The 24008-nt window shown below is 63.7% G+C and carries 22 protein-coding genes, 1 tRNA gene and 1 riboswitch; of the genes, 8 read left to right on the forward strand and 15 right to left on the reverse strand.

Annotated elements, in window-relative coordinates; all coding sequences use genetic code 11:
* The first annotated feature begins 26 nt into the window (after positions 1–26).
* A complete protein-coding gene (locus KMAL_RS02010) occupies positions 27–758 on the forward strand; it encodes a hypothetical protein (RefSeq protein WP_110094104.1) in 732 nt (243 codons plus the stop codon).
* Positions 755–1297 carry a hypothetical protein gene (locus KMAL_RS02015; RefSeq protein ID WP_110094105.1) on the forward strand — a complete coding sequence of 181 codons (543 nt, stop codon included), beginning with the start codon at positions 755–757 and terminating at the stop codon, positions 1295–1297. Before KMAL_RS02010 ends, KMAL_RS02015 begins: the two co-directional genes overlap by 4 nt.
* Here the strand turns inward: KMAL_RS02015 and KMAL_RS02020 are convergent.
* The 5 genes from KMAL_RS02020 to gatC all read right to left on the reverse strand — a co-directional run bounded on the left by KMAL_RS02020 (position 1294) and on the right by gatC (position 6061).
* Positions 1294–2496 (reverse strand): tyrosine-type recombinase/integrase, encoded by a 1203-nt coding sequence (locus KMAL_RS02020; RefSeq protein WP_110094106.1) that lies wholly within the window; start codon positions 2494–2496, stop codon positions 1294–1296. The genes KMAL_RS02015 and KMAL_RS02020 overlap by 4 nt on opposite strands.
* Positions 2497–2652: 156 nt before the next feature.
* A tRNA-Ser gene (locus KMAL_RS02025) sits at positions 2653–2744 on the reverse strand.
* Between the two features lie 100 nt (positions 2745–2844).
* Positions 2845–4293 (reverse strand): Asp-tRNA(Asn)/Glu-tRNA(Gln) amidotransferase subunit GatB, encoded by a 1449-nt coding sequence (gene gatB, locus KMAL_RS02030; RefSeq protein ID WP_110094107.1) that lies wholly within the window; start codon positions 4291–4293, stop codon positions 2845–2847.
* Positions 4293–5774: an Asp-tRNA(Asn)/Glu-tRNA(Gln) amidotransferase subunit GatA gene (gene gatA / locus KMAL_RS02035; protein ID WP_110094108.1), complete on the reverse strand. Its 1482-nt coding sequence runs from the start codon at positions 5772–5774 to the stop codon at positions 4293–4295. Before gatA ends, gatB begins: the two co-directional genes overlap by 1 nt.
* Positions 5774–6061 carry an Asp-tRNA(Asn)/Glu-tRNA(Gln) amidotransferase subunit GatC gene (gene gatC / locus KMAL_RS02040; protein ID WP_110094170.1) on the reverse strand — a complete coding sequence of 96 codons (288 nt, stop codon included), beginning with the start codon at positions 6059–6061 and terminating at the stop codon, positions 5774–5776. Before gatC ends, gatA begins: the two co-directional genes overlap by 1 nt.
* 75 nt (positions 6062–6136) lie before the next feature.
* Here gatC and ruvX point away from each other — a divergent pair, with 75 nt between their 5' ends.
* Entirely contained in the window at positions 6137–6598 is a 462-nt protein-coding gene (gene ruvX, locus KMAL_RS02045) for a Holliday junction resolvase RuvX (protein ID WP_110094109.1), read from the forward strand.
* On the opposite strand, the gene KMAL_RS02050 is transcribed toward ruvX, so the two are convergent.
* A complete protein-coding gene (locus KMAL_RS02050) occupies positions 6562–6885 on the reverse strand; it encodes a hypothetical protein (RefSeq protein ID WP_110094110.1) in 324 nt (107 codons plus the stop codon). The genes ruvX and KMAL_RS02050 overlap by 37 nt on opposite strands.
* 200 nt (positions 6886–7085) lie before the next feature.
* Between KMAL_RS02050 and KMAL_RS02055 the strand changes: the two genes are divergently transcribed.
* The 3 genes from KMAL_RS02055 to KMAL_RS02065 all read left to right on the forward strand — a co-directional run bounded on the left by KMAL_RS02055 (position 7086) and on the right by KMAL_RS02065 (position 10133).
* Positions 7086–8402: a UDP-glucose dehydrogenase family protein gene (locus KMAL_RS02055; protein WP_110094111.1), complete on the forward strand. Its 1317-nt coding sequence runs from the start codon at positions 7086–7088 to the stop codon at positions 8400–8402.
* A gap of 194 nt (positions 8403–8596) precedes the next feature.
* A complete protein-coding gene (locus tag KMAL_RS02060; RefSeq protein WP_110094112.1) occupies positions 8597–9655 on the forward strand; it encodes an AI-2E family transporter in 1059 nt (352 codons plus the stop codon).
* Between the two features lie 22 nt (positions 9656–9677).
* Positions 9678–10133: an Ivy family c-type lysozyme inhibitor gene (locus tag KMAL_RS02065; RefSeq protein WP_110094113.1), complete on the forward strand. Its 456-nt coding sequence runs from the start codon at positions 9678–9680 to the stop codon at positions 10131–10133.
* Between the two features lie 40 nt (positions 10134–10173).
* Here the strand turns inward: KMAL_RS02065 and KMAL_RS02070 are convergent, their stop codons facing one another.
* Together KMAL_RS02070 and KMAL_RS02075 are read right to left on the reverse strand one after the other, a co-directional pair.
* A complete protein-coding gene (locus KMAL_RS02070; RefSeq protein WP_110094114.1) occupies positions 10174–10713 on the reverse strand; it encodes a sugar O-acetyltransferase in 540 nt (179 codons plus the stop codon).
* Complete coding sequence (locus KMAL_RS02075; RefSeq protein ID WP_110094171.1) at positions 10710–11369, reverse strand: DUF1349 domain-containing protein; 660 nt, start codon at positions 11367–11369, stop codon at positions 10710–10712. Before KMAL_RS02075 ends, KMAL_RS02070 begins: the two co-directional genes overlap by 4 nt.
* Positions 11370–11483: 114 nt before the next feature.
* Here KMAL_RS02075 and KMAL_RS02080 point away from each other — a divergent pair, with 114 nt between their 5' ends.
* Entirely contained in the window at positions 11484–12041 is a 558-nt protein-coding gene (locus KMAL_RS02080) for a TetR/AcrR family transcriptional regulator (RefSeq protein WP_110094115.1), read from the forward strand.
* A gap of 48 nt (positions 12042–12089) precedes the next feature.
* On the opposite strand, the gene KMAL_RS02085 is transcribed toward KMAL_RS02080, so the two are convergent.
* The 6 genes from KMAL_RS02085 to KMAL_RS02110 are packed head-to-tail and all read right to left on the reverse strand — an operon-like array spanning position 12090 to position 20060.
* Entirely contained in the window at positions 12090–13442 is a 1353-nt protein-coding gene (locus tag KMAL_RS02085; protein ID WP_110094116.1) for a sensor histidine kinase, read from the reverse strand.
* Positions 13439–14110 carry a response regulator transcription factor gene (locus tag KMAL_RS02090; protein WP_110094117.1) on the reverse strand — a complete coding sequence of 224 codons (672 nt, stop codon included), beginning with the start codon at positions 14108–14110 and terminating at the stop codon, positions 13439–13441. Before KMAL_RS02090 ends, KMAL_RS02085 begins: the two co-directional genes overlap by 4 nt.
* The gene (locus KMAL_RS02095; RefSeq protein WP_110094118.1) at positions 14110–17184 is read right to left on the reverse strand and encodes an efflux RND transporter permease subunit; all 3075 of its coding nucleotides are present in this window, start codon (positions 17182–17184) and stop codon (positions 14110–14112) included. Before KMAL_RS02095 ends, KMAL_RS02090 begins: the two co-directional genes overlap by 1 nt.
* Complete coding sequence (locus KMAL_RS02100; RefSeq protein WP_239019906.1) at positions 17184–18314, reverse strand: efflux RND transporter periplasmic adaptor subunit; 1131 nt, start codon at positions 18312–18314, stop codon at positions 17184–17186. The genes KMAL_RS02095 and KMAL_RS02100 overlap by 1 nt, the downstream gene beginning before the upstream one ends.
* 29 nt (positions 18315–18343) lie before the next feature.
* Positions 18344–19585, reverse strand: coding sequence for a TolC family protein (locus tag KMAL_RS02105; protein WP_110094172.1), 1242 nt, complete (start codon positions 19583–19585; stop codon positions 18344–18346).
* A 22-nt stretch (positions 19586–19607) separates the two neighbouring features.
* Positions 19608–20060 (reverse strand): hypothetical protein, encoded by a 453-nt coding sequence (locus tag KMAL_RS02110; RefSeq protein ID WP_239019896.1) that lies wholly within the window; start codon positions 20058–20060, stop codon positions 19608–19610.
* Between the two features lie 437 nt (positions 20061–20497).
* On the opposite strand from KMAL_RS02110, the gene KMAL_RS02115 reads away from it, so the two are divergent.
* Positions 20498–21427: a DMT family transporter gene (locus tag KMAL_RS02115; protein ID WP_110094120.1), complete on the forward strand. Its 930-nt coding sequence runs from the start codon at positions 20498–20500 to the stop codon at positions 21425–21427.
* A gap of 133 nt (positions 21428–21560) precedes the next feature.
* Here KMAL_RS02115 and KMAL_RS02120 read toward each other — a convergent pair whose 3' ends face one another.
* Positions 21561–23174, reverse strand: coding sequence for a carbohydrate porin (locus KMAL_RS02120; protein WP_110094121.1), 1614 nt, complete (start codon positions 23172–23174; stop codon positions 21561–21563).
* Positions 23175–23332: 158 nt separating this feature from the next.
* Positions 23333–23567: riboswitch (cobalamin riboswitch) on the reverse strand.
* Positions 23568–24008 lie beyond the last annotated feature (441 nt).

Genomic DNA, 24008 nt, shown 5'->3' on the forward strand with positions numbered 1-24008 from the left:
CGGCAGAAATCCGTCTAGGGCAGCCCATGCTTTCCGTCGTGCGCGGCTTTCTGGCCCGACAGGCTCCAGCGCGCCTGATCCGCACCGGTATCGATCCTGCCCCGCTGATGTTGGGAAATGACGTGCTGGGGGACTGCACGTCGGCCGGGATTGGCAACCATGCCCGCGCCACGGCGGCGCTCAACAGGTTTCAGGTGGACGTGACCACGGCGCAGGCCGAGGCGTTCTATTCCCTGTCCACCGGCTACGTCCCCGGCGATCCGCGCACCGACAACGGCGGTATTGAGGTCGACGTGCTGGCCACAGCCCAGCGATCCGGGTACGCCATCACCAACCAGACCCTGTTTCCCATCTGGGGCAGCGCCGATCCCGGCGATGAAAATGGCTTGCGTAACATCATGGCGGAATTGTCGGCGGTCTATCTGGGCGTGCGGCTGGCCAGGGCCGACATGTGGCAGGACGAGACCGGCGCTCTGCCCCCTGTCTGGGACACCGACACGCCTGCCGGTCATGGCGATCCAACACCGGGCAGCGCGGGCGGTCACTGCCTGCTGGGCTGGGACTATACCGGCACGGACGATACCGACCTTGTTACGCTACTGACGTGGGGCGCGAAACAGCGGGCCACATGGCGCTGGCTGCGGTCCCGAATCATGGAGGCTCACGGGCTGGCATGGCGGCAGCTCATGCCCGCAACCAGAAACGTCTGGGAAGCGCTGATCGCCGCCAACGATGCGTATCTGCGGGGTGCGGCATGAGGGCGGCACTGCTGGCCGGACTGCTGGCCCTGTCCGCCTGCGCCAGTCAGCCGCGCGTGCAGACCACGATCCCGGCGGCCATGGCGGGCATCCAGTCCTCACTGGCGCAGGCCGGGGCTGTGTCCGTCTCTCACGCCGCCGACTGGACGCCGGAGCAGACCGCGCGGTTCGAGCGCGACGTGCGTGCGGCCCAGTGCAGCCAGCGCACGTCAGATCCGGTCATCGGCACGATTGCGGGCAACGTGACGCTGGGGCTGTCCGGGTCGTTCACGCAGGCCGGGCAGTTCACGGCCGGCGCGATCACCACGGCTCCGACCGTTGGCCTGCAGGGATCGGCCAGCCGGACGCGCATCCAGCAGGTCGGTTACGAGACGGAACTGCTGGGACAGAATGACGACGCACGGCATCAGGAAGCGGCGCAGCTGATCGAGGATCGGCAGGCATTGCGGGATCGGGTGGGGGAACTGGTCGACAGTTGGAGCGCCGAACAATGCATCCCGCATGCACCGGTCTTATCGCTTGTGGGTGGGCGGCGTTAGCGTCGTCGATGAGAAAGCAGGTCTGCAGGACAGCAAAATCCATCCAGCAGCGTATCGGCCCAATCCTGTGCCAGTTGACGCTTCCTGTCCCTATATTCCGCCCGGTTATAGGCTGCCTCAACCTGATTTTTCGACACATGTGCGAGCATTTGGTCGATGATCTGTCTATCGTCTGGGCACCGCTCGTTCATAATGGACGAAAAGGATGCCCTGAATCCGTGCGGGACATGGCGACCTGCATAGCCTGCCCGATTCAACAGATACCCTATTGCGTTTTCGGACATCGGGCGATGCGCCCATCTCGAATTGGGAAAAACCAGCGGCCCGCGCCCTGTAAGTGTTCTGGCGACATCAAGGACTTCGAGGGCCTGCCGGGACAGTGGCACCACATGTTCGCGCCGCATCTTCATTCTGGGTGCCGGAATGACCCATGTGTCTCCCTCAATCTCGCTCCACGGCATGCTCCGGACCTCACCTGGACGCACGGCAGTCAGGGCAAGAAACCGCATGGCCAGCAGCGTTATGGGGTGCGCCGGTGTGGCCTCTGCCAACCGTAGCATTTCCCGCAGATCATCCAGATTGATGATGGCAGGCTGCCGCCCTTTCTTGAGAGGTGGCAGCGCGCCCTTGATGACGGCGGCTGGATCACTCTGCCCCAGTCCGCGTGCGATTCCATAGGTAAAGATGGCTGATAGACGCTGCCGCACGCGGCGGGCCGTTTCCTGGGCGCTATCTCGTTCGATCCCCTCGACGACATCGAGCACCATCGGCGGGGATATATCCGTCACGGGTATCTGCCCCAATTTTGGCCAGACAAAACGCTCCAGGCTGCTACGGACATCCTCTGCGTGCTTCGCGCTCCAGTTCGAGGAATTGACTTCCAGCCAACCCTCTCCGACCGCCTGCAGATGATTCTTGATGCACGCGGCTTCGGCCTTGCGCTTTTTTTTGGTCAGGGAGGGATCGCGGTTTGCGCGCAGTTCTTCCTTGGCGTCGTCCTTGGCAGCTCGTGCGCCAGCCAGAGAGACAGCGGGGTATTTTCCAAGCGCGAGTAGCTTCTCTTTCCCACCGAAACGGTATTTCATGCGCCACAGGCGCGTACCGTTCGGCTGGACCAGAAGGTAAAGCCCCTCGGCATCAGACAGCTTGTAAGGTTTGTCTTTTGGTTTTGCACGCCGGATCGCGGCATCCGTCAGCATGGATACCCCCATGCATGCAGAGATACCCCCATATATACCCCCATCGTATCCGTCCTTCGGCGTCTTTCCATGTCATCGCATGGCAGACCAGAAGGCGATAAAACGGCAGAAATCCCTAGGGATTGTCAACTGCTGTCACTGTATGTCAGGGGAAATTGGCGGAGGGGATGGGATTCGAACCCACGGAACGAGTTACCCCGTTCAGCGATTTAGCAAACCGCCGCCTTCAGCCTCTCGGCCACCCCTCCGCCGGGGAAAAGCGTATATTTCTACACGGCGTTTGCAGCGCTGCTTGTAGCGTGTTCCAGCAGCGCCGTCAAACGTTCAGATGAAAAAAATGTCCAGTTTTTACAAAACCTTTTTCAGCGCCTCGTTCACGAGGGCCGGATTGGCCTTCCCGGCCATCGCTTTCATCACCTGACCGACGAAAAACCCGAACAGGCGGTCCTTGCCGCTGCGATATTCCTCCACCTTGTCGGCATGCTTCGCCATGATGTCAGCCACGACGCTGTCGATGGCCCCGGTGTCCGTCACCTGCTTCAGACCCTTGCGCTCGACAATGTCGGCAGCGCTGTCGCCGGTCTCCAGCATGTCCTCGAACACTTCCTTGGCGATCTTGCCGTTGATCGTCCCATCGGCGACAAGGTCCAGCATCCCGCCGAGGGCCGCCGCCGAAATCGGGCTGTCGCCAATATTGCGCCCCGTCTTGTTCAGCGCCGCGAACAGGTCGCCGGTGACCCAGTTGGCCGCCAGCCGCCCGTCACGCCCACGGGCCACGGCCTCGTAATAATCCGCGATCGCCTGTTCCGCCACCAGTACGCCAGCGTCGTAATGGGGGATCTTGTATTCCTTTTCGAAACGGTCGCGCTTGTCATCCGGCAGTTCCGGCAGGCCTTTTTCCAGGTCACGCACCCATTCTTCCTCGATCACCAGCGGCAGCAGGTCCGGATCGGGGAAATAGCGGTAATCGTGGGCGTCTTCCTTGCTGCGCAGGGACCGGGTCTCGTTACGCGACGGATCAAACAGGCGCGTTTCCTGATCAACCGTGCCGCCGGATTCCCAGATTTCCACCTGTCGGGTGGCTTCCACCTCGATCGCGTGCATGACATAGCGGATCGAATTGACGTTCTTGATCTCGCAGCGCGTGCGGAAGGGTTCGTCCTTCTTGCGCACGGACACGTTCACGTCCGCACGCATGGAGCCTTCCTCCATGTTGCCGTCACAGGTGCCGAGGTAGCGCAGGATCATGCGCAGCTTGCGCAGGTATGCGCCCGCTTCCTCCGGCGAGCGGATATCGGGTTCGCTGACGATTTCCATCAGCGCCACACCCGCACGGTTCAGGTCGATGAAGGAACGGGTCGGGTCCTGGTCATGCATCGACTTGCCGGCGTCCTGCTCCAGATGCAGGCGCGTGATCCCGATATGGCGTACTGTTCCATCGGAGAGTTCGATCTCGACCGTCCCCTCCCCCACGATGGGATGGGTGAACTGGCTGATCTGGTAGCCGGTGGGCAGGTCGGCGTAGAAATAGTTCTTGCGGTCGAAACGGCTCTGCAGGTTGATGCGCGCCTTCAGGCCAAGCCCCGTGCGCACGGCCTGCGCCACGCATTCACGGTTGATGACGGGCAGCATGCCGGGGAACCCCGCATCCACCAGGCTGACATGGGTGTTCGCCTCACCGCCATAGGTGGCCGACGCCCCGGAAAACAGCTTTGAGTTGCTGATGACCTGCGCATGGACCTCCAGGCCCACGACAATTTCCCACGTCCCAGTCTTGCCTTCGATCAGGTAGGACATCACACGCCCTCCGCACGGATGGAGGGACGGTGCGTGAAGCCCGCCGCCCGTTCAAGCGCATGGCCCGCCGCCAGCACGCTTTTTTCATCAAAGGGACGGCCGATCACCTGCAGTCCCAGCGGTAGCTTACGCTCACTCAGGCCCACCGGCAGCGACATGGCGGGCATGCCGGCCATGCTGGCGGGTACGGTGAACACGTCATTGAGGTACATCTGGACCGGGTCGTCCGTCTTCTCCCCCTGCGCAAAGGCCGGGGAAGGCGCAGTCGGTGTCAACAATACGTCAACCTTCTCAAAGGCTTCTGTGAAATCACGACGGATCAGGGAGCGCACTTTCTGCGCCTTGAGGTAATAGGCGTCGTAATAGCCCGCGGACAGGACATAGGTCCCGATCATGATGCGGCGGCGTACTTCGGTGCCGAAACCCTCCCGCCGGGTCTTTTCATACATTTCATCGAGCGTCGGCGCCTCCACCCGGCGCCCGAAACGCACGCCGTCATAGCGGGCAAGGTTGGACGAACATTCCGCCGGGGCGACGATGTAATAGGTCGCAAGCCCGTATTTCGTATGCGGCAGCGACACATCGACAATCTCGCACCCTGCCTCGCGCAGCCATTCGATCCCCTTTTCCCACGAGGCCTCGATCTCGGCGGGCATGCCCTCCACGCGGTATTCGCGCGGGATGCCGACACGCATGCCCTTGAGGCTGCCCGAACAGGCCGCGCGATAGTCATCGAGCGGATGGTCGACGCTGGTGCTGTCCTTCGGGTCGAAACCGGCCATGGACTGCAGCATGATGGCGCAATCCTCCACCGTGCGGGCCATCGGCCCGGCCTGGTCGAGCGAACTGGCGAACGCAATGGTGCCCCAGCGGCTGCACCGGCCATAGGTCGGCTTCAGCCCCACGATTCCGCAATAGGCGGCGGGCTGGCGGATGGAGCCCCCCGTATCGGTGCCGGTCGCGCCCATGGCAAGCCCCGCCGCGACAGCCGCCGCAGAGCCACCCGACGATCCGCCGGGGACAAGGGCGGTCTGCGCATCGCCTTCACGCTTCCACGGGTTTTCGACAGGACCGAACGCCGACGTGATGTTGGCCGACCCCATGGCGAATTCGTCAAGGTTCGTCTTGCCCACGAACACCGCGCCATCGCGCAGCAGGTTCGCCGTCACCGTGCTTTCGTACGGGGGGACAAAGTTTTCCAACATCCGGCTGGCGGCGGTGGTGCGCACGCCATTGGTGCAGAACAGGTCCTTGATTCCCAGCGGGATCCCCGTCAGGACCGGGGCATCCTTGCCGGCCAGCAGGTCATCGGCGCGCTTCGCCGCAGCCAGAGCCTGTTCGGAGGTCACGGTAATGAAGGCATTGAGCCGCCCGTTGAGCCGCCCGATCGCGTCGACATGCGCGCCCACCAGTTCGGTGGCGGAGAATTCGCGCCGCCGCAACCCGTCATGCGCCGCGGCGATTGTCAGTTCGGTCAGCATCATTCAACCACCTTCGGCACGGTATAATAGGGGCCAGCCGTATCGGTGGCATTGGACAGGACGGCGTCACGCATGTTTCCATCCGTCACGATGTCCTCACGCATGCGCAGGACCGCCGTTTCGGTCCCGACCATGGGGGCGACGCCATCGACATTGACCTCGTTGAGCTGTTCGATCCAGCCGAGGATGCCGTTCAGTTCCCCCGGCAGGGACTGCAGGTCGGATTCGTCAATACCAATCCGTGCCAGCCGGGCAATTCGGCGGACGGTCGCGGGATCAAGCGACATGAAGCAATAACTTTCCATCGTGACGGGACAAGAATACCCTGCAAGCAGGAACGCGAAGGACAATAGCCCCAGACCATGCCCCTGTTCAACATACCCGAACTGCGATCCGCCCTGCGGCCCGGACAACGCCTGATGGGAATCGATCCCGGCCAGAAGACGATCGGACTCGCGCTGTCGGATGTCTCGCTCATGCTGGCTTCGCCCTGCACCACCGTGCGCAGGCGCAAGCTGTCGCTTGTCGCGGCGGAAATCGCGGAACTGGCGCGAAAACATGATGTTGGCGGACTGGTGGGGGGGCTTCCGCTTTCGCTTGATGGCAGTTTCGGCCCGGCGGCGCAGGCCGCGCGCGACTGGATGATGAACCTGTCGCAGCAGGTGGGCCTGCCTGCGGCGATGTGGGACGAACGCCTCTCCTCCTCCGCGGTGAACCGCATGCTGATACAGGATGTGGACATGACCCGGCAGCGGCGCGAACAGGTCGTCGACAAGTTGGCGGCGGCCTATATCCTCCAGGCGGCACTCGACGCGTCGGCCTGACGGGCGGGGGCGCGCACGCCATCGGCGGGATCGCCGAACAGGGCCTGCAGCAGCAGCAGCGTCAGGAAAACGGCGGCCAGAAGCCCGAAAGCCCGGCCAAAGGCGCGGAACGCCGCGACGATCAGCGCCACGAGCACGAGCGTAAGGACGGCGCGCTGCACCTGCCCGTGGATGCCGATGGTATCGAGCATGGCCGCCATGAACCCCTCGACCATCACAATTCCGGCGATGACGAGGCCGATGAGGCCGAACAGCATGTTCCCCAGCAGGTTGAGGGCATGGGTCATGGGCACGCGACTTTCCCTTGCGGTGGCGGTGGCAGGCGGCATGGGGACATAACGCGGGCGCGGGCCGTGCGTTCGGGTGGGCCGCACACACGATGTTACGGAAAATTGCGCCCCCGCGCACGGCCCCGCATCCCCTTGTCAGGAAGCGGCCTCCGTGCTGTTTAAGCCTGCGAAAAGCGATTGGAAGGGACTGACAGCGGATGAAGATTGCCGTCATCGGGGCAGGTTACGTGGGTCTGGTATCGGGCGCGTGCCTTGCCGATTTTGGCCATGAGGTCCGTTGCATCGACCGGGACCTGCATCGTGTCGAGGGGCTGCGCGCGGGACGCATGCCCATCTACGAACCCGGCCTTGCGGAACTGACGGCGCGCAACGTGGCGGAGGGCCGCCTGTCGTTCGAGCACGACCTTGCGGTCGGCATGAAGGACGCGGAGGTGATCTTCATCGCCGTGGGCACCCCCTCCCGCCCCGAGGACGGGCATGCGGACCTGACCTTTGTCTATGAGGTCACGCGTGAGATCGCGCGCAACCTCGACGGCTATGCGGTGATCGTGACGAAATCCACCGTCCCGGTCGGCACCAGCGACGAGGTGGAACGACTGGTGCGCTCGCTGCGTCCGGATGTCGCGTTCTCCGTGGCGTCCAACCCGGAATTCCTGCGCGAGGGCGCTGCGATCGGGGATTTCAAGATCCCCGACCGTATTGTCGTCGGCGTGGAGGATGACCGCGCGCGCGAAGTGATGGCCGCGGTCTATCGCCCCCTGTTCCTCAACCAGGCGCCGCTGCTGTTCACCGACCGCCGCACGTCGGAACTGACGAAATACGCGGCCAACGCGTTCCTGGCCACCAAGATCACGTTCATCAACGAAATCGCCGACATCTGCGAAAAGACCGGGGCCAACGTGCAGGATGTCGCGCGCGGCATGGGGCTCGACAAGCGGATCGGGCCGAAATTCCTGCATGCCGGGCCGGGATTTGGCGGGTCGTGCTTCCCCAAGGATGTCCGCGCCCTGATCAAGACCGGGCAGGATTACGATGTCCCCAGCCGCATCGTGGAGGCGGTGGCCGATGTCAACGAACGGCGCAAGCGCAGGATGGGACGCAGGATCATCGCCGCATGCGGCGGGGAAATCCGTGACCGTGTCATCGCGGTGCTTGGCCTGACGTTCAAGCCGCGCACCGATGACATGCGCGACGCCCCCTCCATCGCCATCATCCAGACCCTGCGTGACGCGGGCGGGCGGGTGCATGCGTTCGACCCGGCGGGCATGGAACAGGCGCGCGACGTGCTGGGCGATGTGACCTATTTCCAGGACCCTTACAAGGCGGTCGCCGGTGCGGATGCCGTGGCCATCGTCACGGAATGGGAATCCCTGCGCGCGCTGGACCTGAAAAAGATCCACGGCCTGATGCGCACGCCCGTCCTGGTGGACCTGCGCAACATCTATGTCCCGGACGAGGCAAAGGCCGCGGGCTTCACCTATATCGCCGTGGGACGCGGCGACCTGGAGGCATAGGCACCACGCACGCCCTGCCCCACCGCGACCCGACACCGAAGGTTCCGGATGCCGCCGTTCCGAAAATGGCACCGTCCGGAACCTTTCATTATTGTTTTTGTAAATAAGTTATCCTGAAATGGATGACTGGGGATATGCTCATCATATCCGCCAGATATTGCCGTCCTTGCCGAAATGTCAGGAAACCATGCTTCATGGGAAATACGTCGCGGGTCCAGTATATTGCCACAGGTATATTCGTATGCCTCGTCATCATGGCATCGCTGTATATCGAACAGTCCTTCCTCGGGGCGTTCGTATGGGGCATCATCCTGTCAATCACGGCATTTCCACTGTACCAGGTCCTGCGTCAGCGCGGATGCGGCAACATGGTCGCGTCACTGATCATCAGCGTCGGGATCTTCGCGCTGCTTGCGGTTCCCCTCGTGGCCATGGTGGCAAAGGCGGTGGGCGACCTTCCGTCGCTGTATGACTGGGCCAGGTCGGCATCGCAGACGGGCATCGCGGTCCCGCGGCAGGTGGAGGACCTGCCGGGGGCAGGGTCAAAGATCGTCCCCCTGTGGCGCAAATACCTGTCCGACCCGGATGAACTGCGCAACTGGCTGGGGACGCTTTCGCATACATTCGCGACCACTGATGGAAAAACGCTGACCCATCGCCTGATGGAAATTGCCGAGACCTTCATGATCGCGGTCCTGTCGGTCTATTTCTTCCTGGTGTCCGCCGAAAGCCTGATTGGCGATATCCGCGCGGTGGGCAAGAAATTCCTCGGCCGTCGCGCGACCGATGCCATCGACAATATCGTCGGTTCGGTGCGGGGCACCGTCGCGGGCCTTGTCCTGGTCGGGATGGGCGAAGGGGCGATCATCGGCATCGGCTATTTCGTGGCGGGCACCCCCCACCCCGCACTGTTCATGCTGGCAACCGCCATCGTCAGCATCGTGCCCTTTTGCGGCCCCGTCATCCTGGCGCTGGCTGCCGCGACCACCTTTGCCGCAAGCGGTGGCACGTCCGCGCTGATCGTCGGGCTTGTGGGGGGGATCGCCTATTTCTTTGGTGATCATTTCGTGCGGCCCAAACTGATCAGCGGCAATACGAAGATCCCGTTCCTCGCGGTCCTGACCGCCATACTGGGTGGCCTGCACGCCTGCGGCCTGCTGGGGCTGTTCATCGGCCCCGCCGTCATTGCGGTCGCATTCTCGCTGTGGCGCTCGGCGGTTGCCGACAGTCGCGCCGACTGCGCCGCCCCATGACCGGAACCGACAGGAGGACACCATGAAATCCAGTGCACTGATGGGGGGCCTGCTGGCCGTCCTCATGACAGGGACGGCAGCGAATGCCACTCCGGCAACATTCAGCACCTACCGGAAAGATCCCGCATGGGAGCAGCGGTTCGACGCGATGTTCGGCAGGACCCCAAAGCCGGACTGGCTGCGCAACGCCACCGAATCAGAGGCCGTATCCGTCACCATGGACGGCAGGCCCTATACGGTGCTGCTGGCGTGCAAGCAGCATGACTGCGCCAACCACCAACTGGTTGTCCTGTTCAACAGGGAGGCGATTTACGGCCTGCGCTTCGAGACCACGGACAACAGCCCGAAAGAGGAGCTGACATGGCTCAATATCGGCGGTGGTCCGGAGAGCATTGACGGCAAGACGATCCTTTATGCCGCCATTACCGGAAGCCTGTTCAACCATCCCGCGATGTTCGCATTTCCCGCAGGGAAGTAGGACGCGGGATCGCCCGTATGTAAACGGGTGGACGCAGGCCTCAGCCTTTATGCAGGGGCCGCGCCGGATTGCCCGCGACGGTTACGCCGGCGGGCACATCCCGCGTGACGATACTGCCTGCCCCGATAATGGCGTCATTGCCGATCACCACGCCCGGCAGGATGATGGCGCCTGCGCCAATCCAGACATTTTCACCGATGGTGACGGGCCGGCCGGACTCCAGCATCCGCCGACGCAGGCTGGCATCACGCGGATGGTCCGCCGCAAGGATCTGTACCGCGGGGCCGACCTGTGTGCCATGGCCGATCCGGACCGGGGCCACGTCAAGCACGATGCACCCGAAGTTCAGGAATACATTGTCGCCCAGAAAGATGTTGTAACCGTAATCACAATGGAATGGCGCCCGTATGGTCGCGTCCTTCCCGACCCCACCCAGTCGATCGCGTAAAAACCCGTCATGATTGTTGTACCGACGCAGCCATTCGGCACATTGCGCCATGTCGCGCTGCAGTTCGGGGTCGCTTGCGACATACAGTTCCCCGGCAAGCATTTTCTGCTTTTCGCTGCGGCGGGATGTCATGTCAGGTCATGCAGCGCCTTGCCAAGTGGCGCGCCAAGTTGCCAGTCCGAAAACCGGACCTTCAGTCCCTGCCGCTCCGGCGTGCAGCACATCGGGCCAACCAGACAGGTGTCCACCACCGGAAAAGGCGCAAGACGGACCAGCGGCCAGACCTTTCCATCGCCGGATACCTGAAGCCGCAACACACCATCGGCCACGGTCGCGCGCATCCAGAAATCTTTGGGATCGCCCTCGTACGGTGCCGTCGCCCAGTCGGAACGGCCATCCGTCAGCACGCTGCTGAGCATGGCGCGCCCATCGGACAGTTCGATCCCGGCCTTGACCCAGTGCCCTTCGTCGATACGCACCATGATCCCGGCCTGGTCATACAGCTTTTCATAGTCGGCACGAATGCGAAGCTGCGCCGTAAAGCGCGCTGGCGCCGGCATGCCGTAAAAATGGCCGCTGTCGCGTGTAAAGCCGTAAAAGGTCTCCCGCCAGAAATCGGACCCCCTGTCAGTGGTCACTTCCAGCATCCCTGCCGTGATGCTGCTGTGGCGCGGCCTGTTCAGCCAGGTGCCCCCATGCCACAGGCCCGGCGCGTGTGCGTATGCCCGCCCGCCGACAGCCATGCCGCCCGCAACGGCCCCCGCCGCGATCACCCGGCGCCGCGTCATGCCGGGGGACCTGTTCTTTTCGCCTTCCGCACTCACTGTTAAACTCCCGGTAGCTGTCAGGATTTTCATTTATGTACGTTTGTACACATCACGCAAGATCAAACTTCGCACCCCATGACCGGTAACCGGAATACGACCCGCCGTTTTGACCCCGAGCGCAAACAGCGCATCATCAACGCGGCGCTTGATGTCATCGTGGAACATGGCGTGCAGGGCACCACGCATCGGCGCGTGGCAAAGGCCGCGGGCGTGCCCCTTGGGTCCATGTCCTATCACTTCACGGGCATGGACGAACTGCTGCACATGGCGTTCAAGCAGGTCGCGCGGACCAGTTCATCCGAATTCGTGGCACGGATGGCCAGGGCACAGGACCGCGAAGGCGCGATCGAGGCCATCGTGGACATCATTGCCGGCAACATATGGTCAACGCCACGGACGTTGCTGCTCAGTTATGAATTATATGCGTTTGCCGCCCGCAGGCCTGAACTGGCCGCCATCATGCGCGAATGGATGCGCGCCAGCAGGGAGGCACTCGGCCGTTTCTTCGACCCGTTGACCAGTCGGGCGCTCGACGCGCTGGTGGAAGGCATGGGCATCCACAACTCCGTGGACCCCTGCCCGCTGGAACGGCATGCCATCGAAGACATCGTCCGCCGGATATGCCGGCAGTAACGGGCGGCGCCGCCAACGGTTTTCACGACATCATGCCTGAACGCATGGTCATTTTCCCCGTGGCGCGCATGTGACCTCGGCATCCGGGAACGTCAGGGACACCCCGAACCCCCTGCCTGTGCCCGCGAGGGGGGAATGCAGGCGCAGGGAAACATCCATCTGCGTGGCGATATTGTTGGCGATGGCCAGCCCAAGGCCACTTCCATGTGCGCCGGTGCCGCCACGCACGAACGGACTGGTCAGTCGCGACAGCATGTCAGGCGCCAGCGCCGGGCAGTCATTGGTGATGTGGATGCTGCCATCGGGCATGATGCCGACATGCACCGCCGTACCATGGCTGCCGTGCAGCAGCGCATTCTCGATCAGGTTGCGCAGCATGATGCCGGTCGCATCCATGTCGCCATGCACGAAGATGTGGCTGACGCCATTCGTGGCCATGACGATATTGCGCCCGTCACGCGGGGTATGCCCCAGGTCGTCAACCAGCACATGCAGCACGGTCAGCAGGTCGAAACAGTTGCGCCTGAAGGCGATGCCCGAAGACGAGCGCGAGAACTGCAGCAGTTTTTCCACCGTCCGGGCCAGTCGGCGGGTCCGGTCCGCGATGATCTCGACCCGCTTTCCCGACTCCGACATCGCGGGCACCATGCGGCCGAGCATCTGCACCTGCGCCAGCAGGGCGCCCAGCGGGTTGCGCAGTTCATGCGCCGCACTGGCCGCAAAGGCACGTTCGGTCGACAGCGCCGTTTCCAGTCGCGACAGCAGGGTGTTGACGGCATGCTGTATGGGAACCAGTTCCACCGGCAGGTCGAGCGAGGCGATGGGCCGCAGGTTGCCGCTGCCGCGCACCTGCATTTCATCATGCAACCGTTCCAGCGGGCGCAGGGCGCGACGCACGATCAGGCGCACCAGCACCCAGATGACGGGCAGGAAAACCAGTATCGGCACGACCGCGATTGCCGTGGCCCGCAACATGGCCCCGCGACGGTGCAGCGTGGGTTCGCCCACCAGCACACGATACGCCGTTGCGGTGGGGGCCGCGATATAGACCCGGAACAGGGGCGTATCGGCAAATCCCGTGTGTATGTCTGGCACGAACGGCCGGGCGGGGGCATTCTGGGACCGCAGCACGACATGCCCCGCCCGGTCGACCACCTGGTACGCCAGCGTCCGTGGCCCGACATCGGGCACCCACGCCACGGTCCCGGCCTGTGGCCCATGAAGCTGAGTTGCGATCGTGGCCTGCAGGCGTTCGGAGACTTCCTGCAGGGAATTGTCCAGCCGCTCCGTTATTTCGTAGCGTGTGAAACCGGCCACCGCGAGGCTGAGCGTCAGCAGGCTCAGCATGACAACGCTCAGGACGCTGCTGACGATCCGCGCGGCAAGGCTCCACCGCTTCATGCGGCCTCCCCATCGGCAAGGCTGTATCCCCGGCCCCGCACGGTCCTGATGACCGTCGTGCCCACCTTCTTACGCAGGCGGCTTATGAACACCTCGACCGTGTTGCTGTCCACGTCGCGGTCCAGTGCATACAGCGCCGTGTCGATCTGCTGGCGGGAATAGATCCGGCCCGGACTGCGTGACAGCAGTTCCATGATCGCCCATTCGCGCGCGGTCAGGTCCAGCCTCTGCCCATCCCGCGAGACAGAGCGGTTTTCACGGTCGATCACGGTCCCGCCAATCCGGTAGCACGCCTGCCTGCGCGGGGCGGCATAGCGCCGCGCCACGGCCGCGATGCGCGCGACCAGTTCATTGAGGTCATATGGCTTGACGATATAATCATCCGCGCCGTCTGACAGGCCGGCGATCCGGTCGCTGACCTGGTCTTCCGCCGTGGTGATGAGAATGGCGATGTCAGAGGATCGCTGCCGGATTTCACGCAGCAGCGCGCGCCCGTTCCCATCCGGCAGCCCAAGGTCAAGGAGCATGAAGTCATAATCGACGGCGGCAATGGCGGCGCGCGCATCCTCCAGCGTCGTGAACCAGTCCACCGCATGCCCGTCCTGCCGCACGCGTTCCTGCACCGCCGCGCCAAGGTCGTGTTCATCCTCGACCACCAGAATACGCATCAGTCCTGCCCCTTCCCTTTCATCACCCAGGCATAGAGCGACGGCAGCACCAGCAGGGTCAGCAGCGTGGATGTCACCAGTCCGCCAATCACCACGCTGGCGAGCGGGCGTTCGACCTCCGCCCCCGCGCTCCGGGAAAATGCCATGGGAAAAAAGCCGAGGCTGGCGACAAGCGCTGTGGCCATGACCGGGCGGAACCGGGACTCCGCCGCCGCAAAGGCGGCCTGCGCCACCGCCATGCCCCGCGCCCGCAGGGCCGAGATCTCGCTGACCAGCACCACCCCGTTGAGGATGGCCACGCCAAACAGCGCGATGAAGCCGATCCCCGCCGAAATGCTGAACGGCATGCCCCGCAGCGTCAGCGCGATGACCCCGCCCGTGGCCGCCACCGGCAGGTTGACGAAAACCAGCAGCGCGGGCCGCACCGCGCCAAACGCCACGACCAGCAGCGCGAATATCAGCCCAAGGGCAATCGGCAGCACGATTTCCAGCCGCCGGGTGGCCGATTGCAGGTTCCGGAACTGCCCGTCCCACTGCATGGCATAACCCGACGGCAGCCTGACATCACGCGCCACGCGGGCCTGTGCCTCCGCCACGAACGAGGCAAGGTCGCGCCCGCGCACATTCGCCTGCACCACCATGCGCCGGCGCACGCCATCGCGACTGATGCGCGGCGGGCCATCGACCTCATGCACATGCGCGACCTGCGACAGCATGACGCTCCCCCGCCCGTCCATGCGCCGGACCTGCAGCGCGCCAATGGCCGCGACCGACGCGACCGAGCGTGGGTCAAGGCGGACCTGCGTGCTGATGATCGCATTGTCAACAATCACCGGACGGGTGCCAATATGCCCGCCGATCGCCTCCACCACGTCAAGGATGTCCTGCACCGCCACGTCACGGCCTGCGGCCTGCGCGCGGTCGATATCGGCCACGATCAGCGGCACGGTGCCGTCGCCCGCCGCCGCCACATCCGCCGCGCCCTTCACCCCCGACATGGACGCCACCACCCGGTCGCCCAGTTCGGCCAGCCTGGCAAGGTCATCGCCAAAGATCGAGACGGCGATCTGCGTGCGCACGCCCGACAGCAGGTCGTCCATGCGCATCTGCACCGGCTGGCTCCATGAATACAGCGCGTCGGGCAGTTCGCGCCGCAGCGTGTCGTCCATCGCGGCCACAAGCCCCGCCTGCGTGCGGGCGGTCTTCCATGTCGATGGATCATTGAGGAAGATGAAGCTGTCGGTCTCGTTCACGCCCATCGGGTCCGTGGGAATGGCGGAAGTGCCGGTATTGCTGACCACGGAGCGGACCTCGGGGAAACGGCGCAGGATCTGCTCCTGCTTCGTGACCGACGCCAGCACGGTCTCGAGCGAGGCCGAAGGCAGCCGCGTGGTGGTGACCGCCAGCGCCCCTTCGTCAAGCTGGGGAATGAACTCCCCACCCAGCCGCGTGGCAAGTCCCGCGGATACGGCCAGCACGGCCAGCGTGCCGCCGAACAGCAGGCGCGGGTGCGTCTCCCCCCACGCCACCATGCGGACATAGGGACGCCGCATCAGGGCAACCAGCCGCGTATCCCCCACAGGCCGGACATTCCTGAGCGCAAGGGCCGCCAGCACGGGAATGCAGGTGAAGCAGTACGCCAGCGACGCCAGCAGCGCCATGATGACCGTCTGCGCCATGGGGCGGAACATGTGCCCCTCGATCCCCTGAAGTGTCAGCACCGGCAGGTAGACCATGATGATGACCAGTATGGCGAAGCCCACCGGGCGCATCACCTGCCGCACGGAGGAGACCACAAGCGGGATGAAGGGCATGTCCGGCGCTTCCTCCCGCCGGGACAGGACATGTTCGATCACCACCAGCGAGCCATCGACGATCATGCCGAAATCGATCGCGCCAAGGCTGAGCAGGTTGGCCGATATCTCGAACTGCCGCATCCCCGCCATGGCACAGACCAGCGCAACCGGAATGACGGAGGCGATGACCAGCGCCGCCTGCCAGTGGCCGATCACCACCACCAGCACGCCAACCACCAGCACCGCGCCCATGACAAGGTTGTCGCGCACGGTGGCAATCGTCTGCCCCGTCAGGGTCGCGCGGGTGTAATAGGGGTCCAGCGTCACACCGGCGGGCAACGCCTGGCGGATGTGGGGCAGCGCACGGTTGATGGCGGCAAGCGTTGCATTGGAACTCGCGCCGCTTTCCATCATCACCACGCCGATCACGACCTCGCCACGCCCGTCGCGCGTCACCGCCCCCAGCCGCGTGCGCGCGCCCGTGGTGATGCGCCCGAGGTCGCGCAGCCGCACGACCGAGCCATCGGGATTGGTCCGCACGGCGATATTGCCGAAATCCGCAAGGCTGCCCACCAGCCCGCGCCCGACCACGCTCTGCTGTTCGGCATGGTGCGTGATCCACCCGCCGCCGGACGCCGCATTGTTCGCATCCACCGCACGATAGACCTCGCCCACCGAAAGGCCAGCCCCGATCAGTCGCGCCTGGTCCAGCGTGACCTCATAGGTTTCCTCCGCCCCGCCATTGACGTTGACATCCACCACGCCGGGCACAAGGCGCATCTGCGGCACGACGGTCCAGTTCATGATCCGGTTGAGGTCCATGAGCGAACGCCCCCCGCCCCGGATCTGGAACTGCATGATCTCGCCCATGCCGGTGGCCAGCGGTCCCATGCTGACGGTGATGCCGGGCACGGAGATGCTGGCGCGCGCCTGCTGTATGCGTTCGTTCACGCGGGTGCGGTCAAGGTTGATGTCGGTCGCATCGCCAAACTGCACATAGACGACCGAGACCCCGCCGCGTGAGACGGAGCGCAGGTCGGTCATGCCGGGGATGCCGGTCATGCTGGCCTCCACGGGAAAGGTGATGAGTTTCTCCACCTCCTCCGTCGCAAGGCCCGGCGCCACGACTGAGACGAGCACCTGCCTGGGCGAGATGTCGGGCACGGCCTCCACCGGCAGGCCCAGCACCGCCATGAGGCCCGCCGCCAGCAGAAGGCCAAGCCCGCCCAGCACCAGCATGCGCGCACGCAGCAGCGCCTCAAGGTAGGTCCGCGCCATCAGTCCGCGTCCATCCCGGCAAGGCCGATGACCGAACGCAGGGCGAAACTGCCATGGTCGACGACCGCCTCGCCCCCTTTCAGGCCCGCGCGCAGCACCGCCCGCGTCCCGTCATCGAACGCCACATCGACCATCACGGGCCGGTAGTCGGTTTCGCTGCTGCGGACGAATACGACGCTGTGGCCGTCTATCTGCTGGATCGACGCGGACGGCACGACAATGCCCGCCACGCCGTCACGTTCGGCCAGCGTCGCATCAAGCACCATGCCGGGCACCAGCACGCCATGCGGGTTGGCGACGCTGCTGATGACCCGGACCAGTCCCGTCAGCGGACTGGCCATGCCATCGACGGTATCGATGCGCGACGCCAGCGGACCCTGCGCCGTCCGTGTCACCTGCGCCCCCCCGGCCTGTACATGCGCCGCCTGGTCGGGGGCGATGTCGGAGACGATCCAGACACAGGACAGGTCCGCGACGGTGGCCACGTCCATGCTCGGGGCCAGGTCGCCCGCCACGGAGGTGTCGATCGCCTGCACGATGCCATCGACCGGCGAAATCAGGGTCGAGGTCTCGTCCTGCCCCTGTCGCCCCCCCTGTTCGGAGGATGAATTGAATTCCTCGTCAAAACGGTGGCCCAACGTGTCCACATCCGCCTGGCGTGCGCGCATGGTGGCATCGGCCTGCGCCAGCGCATCCTGCCTGCGGCGCAGTTCGGCCACGGAAATGGTCCCGCCCACCAGCGCCCTGGCGCGCTGCACCGCGGCGGCGGCGTCACTGCGGGCCGCGATGGCGGCACCCAGCGCCGCGCGCATCTGCGTCGCCTGCAGGCGCGCGACATGCAGCGAATGGTCCTGGTACCGCAGCAGCGCCTGCCCCCGACGGACCGGCGCGCCCGGCCGCACCAGCACCGCCAGCACCTTGCCACTGCCCGCGGGATGGATATGCACCACCCGCGTCGTATCCGCCATGACCCTGCTGATGACCGGCAGCGTGGGCGCGATGGTGCCGGGCGTGGCCGTGCCCACCGTAATACCTTCATTCGCAACGGCCGCCGCATCCAGCTTCACGACCGGGGGCAGCGCGTCATCCGCGCCATGGGCCGGCAGGAGCGACAGCCACGACACGAACATGACCGTGGCGACAGGCCGGACATCCCATGTCATGGCACGATGCCTGTCGCGATCAGCGTGCGGATGCTGGCGACATGCCACTCCACCTCCGCCCGCGCACTGGCCAGGCGGCTTGTACATGCCGCCTGCCGGGCGGAAAGCGCCGCGTCCAGACTGACCTCCCCCAGACGCCAGGCCCGTTCCTGCGCCTGGGCCCGCTTTTCCATATTCTCTGCGGCACTGCGGGTAGCCTGTCGTGCCGTGGTGGCCGCGATCAGGCGTTCACGCACGCGCATCATTTCCAGATGCACCATGCGCCGCGCCTGCGTTTCCTGACTGGTGGCCGTGGCCAGGCGGTTGCGGGCTTCGGACATGATGGGCGTGTTACGGACCTCGCTGGGCAGGGGGATGCTGAAATTCACGCCCACACGATCATCCCACGGGCTGCCGTACTGCTTTTCATGAATGGCGTCCACGCCGATTTCCGGGTTGGGCATGAAGGAACGCCGCGCCAGCTTCATGTTGGCCTCCGCGGCTTCGACATTCCGGTGCGCGACCCGGATGCGCGGATCGTTCTCCTCGATGTCGCGCGGGGTGACGAAGCGGGCATGGGTTACATCATCGCCGCCATAACGTGACAGGTCGGGCATGCCCGGACGGCCGAGCAGCACCTCGAGCGCGGCCGTGGCGTTCCCGGCCTCCTCCTGCGCCATGGCCAGTTCGTTGCGGGCATTTTCCATCGCCGCCTGCGCCATCTGCCCATCGGCGGAGGCCAGTTCGCCCCCATGCACCGCATGCGCGACACTGCTGCCGATCCGGGCCGTTGCCTCATACAGTTCACGGGCGACATCCACGCGCGTGCGGGCGATCCGCGCGGCCGCACTGGCGTCCAGCACCCGGATCGACAGCGCCATGTGTTCGACATTGATCTGTTCATCAATGGACTCGGCTTCGGCGCTGGCGACCTGTTTCGTGGCGCTGCCCTGCCCCGGCAGCCACAGCGGCACCGACACCCCGCCCTGGTAGGTGGTATAGCCTTCGTTACTGCCCAGCATATGGTCGTCCATGTATTCGCCCGACAGGGTCGGGCCGCCCGCGAACCACGATCCCGCCGCGCTGGCGCGTGCGCGGGCGGAATGATGGCCAACCTGCAGCTCGGTGCGGACGGGATCGATGGCCCACGCCATCGCGACCGCTTCATGAAAGGACAGCGCGGACGGCGGCGCCTGCGCACGCAGGGGGGAAACCCACGCCACGGCACAGAGCATCGTTGCAAGCAGGATCGGCAGCATCGGGCGGTTCACGCAGTTCCCGTCATGGGATGACGGCACTGCCATGGCCGGCCCGCGCCGCAAGGTCGTCCCACAGGCGCGCCATCATGAGATTGACATCCGACGTCACCGAAAAGGGAGACTGCGAACGTGCGAGCGGGGACATGGACATCCGCTCCCCGATGACGAAATGCTCCCGCGAAAACAGCCGCGCGGAAATCGATCCCTGCTGCCCCTGCCCTGTCGGCCGCATGACCGTAATGCGCAGGTGGGGTGACGGACTGGCGATCTGGCCGAACGCCCGCAGTTCCGCCTCACTGGACGGGCAGGCCACGCCCTGCAGCACCGCATCGCGCAGCACGGAATGGGGATACCCGCCATACATGCCGTCCACATGCAGCCGGATCCCCTGCTGGATCGTCATGCATATGCCTTCGCTGCCCCCTTGCGCCCGCGCATCCCGCATGGCCACGAACAGGGCACAGGCTGCGCACATGCAGGCCAGAAACATCCTTCGCATAATATGTAGCGGTTCCCCGGCAGAGATATGAAGCATGTCACCATCACGATGACCGCGCGATGATAACAGGGAAAGCTGACACGAACCTGAACAAATGACGCGCCGGACGATTTTTCGGGCAATTCCATTGTGAAAATAATTATCATTACAATGAAATGCCACCTGCGGGGCAAAACGGCCGATATGATTACTTGCCCTTGTCTGTGCTGCCGGGGCATGGGCGGCACGCACATGGTGGGTGCGGCATTCCGGCGATGGCCCGAAAAATTCGGCGAAGTCTGCTACCTGAAAAGCCGGGGCCTGTCATATGAAATCCGGCGCAGGAAATGCATGACTGGATTTACTGACAAGCGCTGGTCTTTACGCCTGTGCATCCATATCTCGCCGGAACAATTTTTTCGTGAGCACTCTGGATGAAGAATACCGGTCTTTTGTCGGGCATGATGCTGGCATTCGCGGCGTTCGCCTCTTTTTCGATCAGCGATGCCTATTCCAAGCTGCTCGCGGGGCGGATTGACCCGTTTGAAGTGGCATTCTTCGGCGGCGTCTTCGGCCTGCTGCTGATCCCGTTCGTGCGTGGGAAAAACGAATCCTGCCGTGACCTGTTCGTAATCGACCAACCCGTGATGTGGCTGGTGCGGGCGGTGTCCACCTTTGCCGCAACGGCGGCAAGTGTCGAAGCCTTCATGCTGCTGCCCATGCCGGAGGCCTTTTCCCTCATTTTCCTCATGCCGCTGTTCGTGACCGTCCTTTCGGTCGTGCTGCTGCGTGAGAAAGTGTCCACACTGGGGTGGCTGTCGGTCATCGTGGGGTTCGTTGGTGTCCTGATCGTGCTGCGGCCCGGCCTGCGTGCATTGCAGTTCGGGCATCTGTGCGCGCTGATTTCAGCCGTGGCAAATGCGACAGGCGTCATCGCCTACAGGCTGTCGGGACAGAATACCCCCCGCCTGTCCATGTTCGGTTCCAGCCTCTGTGGTCCGCTGCTGGGCAATGGACTGCTCATGCTTGCACATGCCAGTTGGCCGCACGGGGCCACGGTCTGGATGTTCCTGTTTGGCTATGGCTTCCTTGCCGCGCTTGGCCAACTGCTCATGATGCTGGCCACCACACGGGCCGAGGCCAGCACGATCGCCGTGCCGCAATACAGCCAGATGCTGTGGGCCGTGGCGTTCAGCTACTATGTGTTCCATGAACCGCCCGACAACTGGACCTTCGTCGGCATCGGGGTGATCATCTCCTCCGCCATGTTCAAGTGGGTCTGGCCCGGCATGGCGGGCAGGCTGGCGGCCATGAAGCGGCAGCGGGCCATGCAGCCGCCCTATGACCCCTGCCCGCTGGCCTGACAGCCGGACAAGGTCCAAGGTCCCGGCCCTGAAAAAGGCAGTCGCCAGATCCCCCCTGTTTGCATCGCGGTTTCTGGACGACAGGCGAACGGGGCGATCTCACGATCGCCCACATCATGCGCGAAACCTGACGCTAGAATGTAATGCTGCTGTGCAGGCCAAACACGGCCTCGTTCCCCACCCGGCGATTATGGGACACGCCATAATCCGGCACGCCGCCAGAGGGGGCCCAGATGTACTGGAAATCCGGCTGCATCACCAGCCATGGCGTGACCTGCGCCTGATAGGTCAGTTCAAGGTGGTTTTCATTCCCCTGCACCGGGCTGTAGGCACCGGTCCGTGCCACGTTGCGGTCAAACTGGCGTTCCCCCGCACTGACGCGGCCAATCCCCCAGCCCAGCCCCAGCGTATCATTGTCGCGCCCGCGGAACGGGGCCTTCATGTTGAGGCCGGCATCCATGGCAAAACTGATGAGGTTGCGGTCGCCACCATTGCCCGTGGCGCGGACAAATACTCCCAATGAGCGCGGGGATGTGCGCGCGGGCCGCCAGATCATCTGGTCAATGATTCCATAGACCATCCAGTTCCCGCGGTCCCAGCGCGGAATGCCGGTGCTGTCGTTCGGTCCGCCCAGCGGTTGCCCCATGTTGTTGTAGCGGTAATCGGGGAAGTTGGCGGTATCATAATACCCGCCCAGCTTGTACACACCCGGCAGGCCCGGGTCCTTCCCTGCGCTGGACATGTCGGCAGGTTGCTGGTTGAGCGCATATTGCAGTTCGGTAATCAGCAGCGCACCGGTGCCCATGTTGAACTGCGTGCCGCTGCCGTCATTCGTGGTCTGGCTGGTTGGATCGGCCCCGTTGCCGCCGTTCTGGATGGCAAAGGAATTGTCCCGGTTCCCGGGCGGATTATCATCCGCCGCCGCAAACATGAAGGTGAATGCCTGGCTGGGGCGATAGCGGACCCTGACGGCGGGCGAGGCAAGCGGCCAGGATGGCCCGCCAGCATACAGATTGAGTGACGGCGCCATCGGCCAGCCGAAACTCGCGTTCAGGTAGAGTGCTGCGTAATCACTGATGAGGAATTCGGTATCGAGGTCCTGCTGCCCAATCTTTACATCGAGCTTCCCGTTCAGGAAGGACTGCTGGTACCACAGTTCGAACAGGCGGGTGGAACGGTCGGCCTCGAACCCGCTGACGGGATTGAAATCGGCCAGATGATCCTGCGAAATGGAGCGCCCGCGCGTCTGCAACGCGCTGACATTGAACAGTCCGCCCTTCAGGCCGAACAGCTTTTCCATGTCGATGGTCAGGGTGGGCATGGTCACCGCGTCATAGGCGGGGCCGGTGCCGGACCCGTCCGCGCCGTCATTGCTGGAGGGCGTGCCCCCGGTACCATTCCCCCAGACTTCCTCGACATCCTGAATGTCGAAGGTGATGCCATGCCTGTACAGCCATGGCCGCGCGCCCCACATGTTCCCCAGCAGGTTGCCACTGGTATCAAGCCTGTCGTCCTCTGCGGCCTTTTCCTCGGCCTGCGCCCGTTGCGAATCCCGCACGGTGGCAGGATCGATCTGTTCAATCAGCGGGGTGGAATTGCCAAGTCGGGCGCGATCCTGCGCAATCTGGGTCTGGGGTGCCTGCGCACGGGCATTCGAATATGTAAGAAGGCTTCCCGCCAATGCGGAATTGATAAGAAACACACCGGTCGGGCATCGCAGGATGCGCCGGGAAACAGAAAAAATCATCAAAGGAACCTGTCAGGAACATGCTGGCGAAAAATAAACAACAATTCCAGTTGCAGCCATCTCCTGAACAGGAAACGGGCATGCACACTGCCACGACAGGGTTTCAGAGAAGAAAATACATCACATCCTGATCCGCCTCCGGAGCCTCCCGCCCGGCGACATGTCTGGGCTCGATGGCAGGTCTCCTGACTTATGGGTCTTCACGTTACATCCGCCTTCCCAACCAAGGTCAGTGGCTGCTACCCCATCCGGTAGCCGGGACCGTAACGCTCGCCATCTACAGTTGCGGGGGCAGTTGCCGACTGGACTCCCGGGGGGAAACACACCCCTGCCAGAGTTTCACGGCATTCCCTTTTCACCCGTTCGCACGGGACCATCGACTTACAGGGCCTCATCATAAAGTCCTTCCGCCGTATCCGGCAAGGCATGCAGGGCATATATGCCTCATCAGGAAAACATTCCATAATAGGCCGATGACAGGCATGGACAGAACTTGTGCCAATTTTAAAAATATAAATTTACAGTTTGAAATTCATTATTTCAATTATACTTCCAAAGAACATATTCATTTTCTTGGAACATGCAGGGAATATTGGTTGCCCCTGACGTATATGGGCATGATCAGACTCATGCGGCTGCCATTCCCCGGATTGTCGCTGCGACCAACATGACGGACCGAATGGCAAACCCGGCGCGACTGAGTATCGGGTATAAGGCAAGGCCGGAAACCCGGACAGTTCACGCCTGTCATGCCCCTTCCATCGCATACAGAAAAAGCGTAAAAAACACGCGTTGGGATCGGTAGATTTTTTGACAACAGAATAGTGGTTTAAA

Source organism: Novacetimonas maltaceti (genome assembly GCF_002906255.1).
Taxonomy (GTDB): domain Bacteria; phylum Pseudomonadota; class Alphaproteobacteria; order Acetobacterales; family Acetobacteraceae; genus Novacetimonas; species Novacetimonas maltaceti.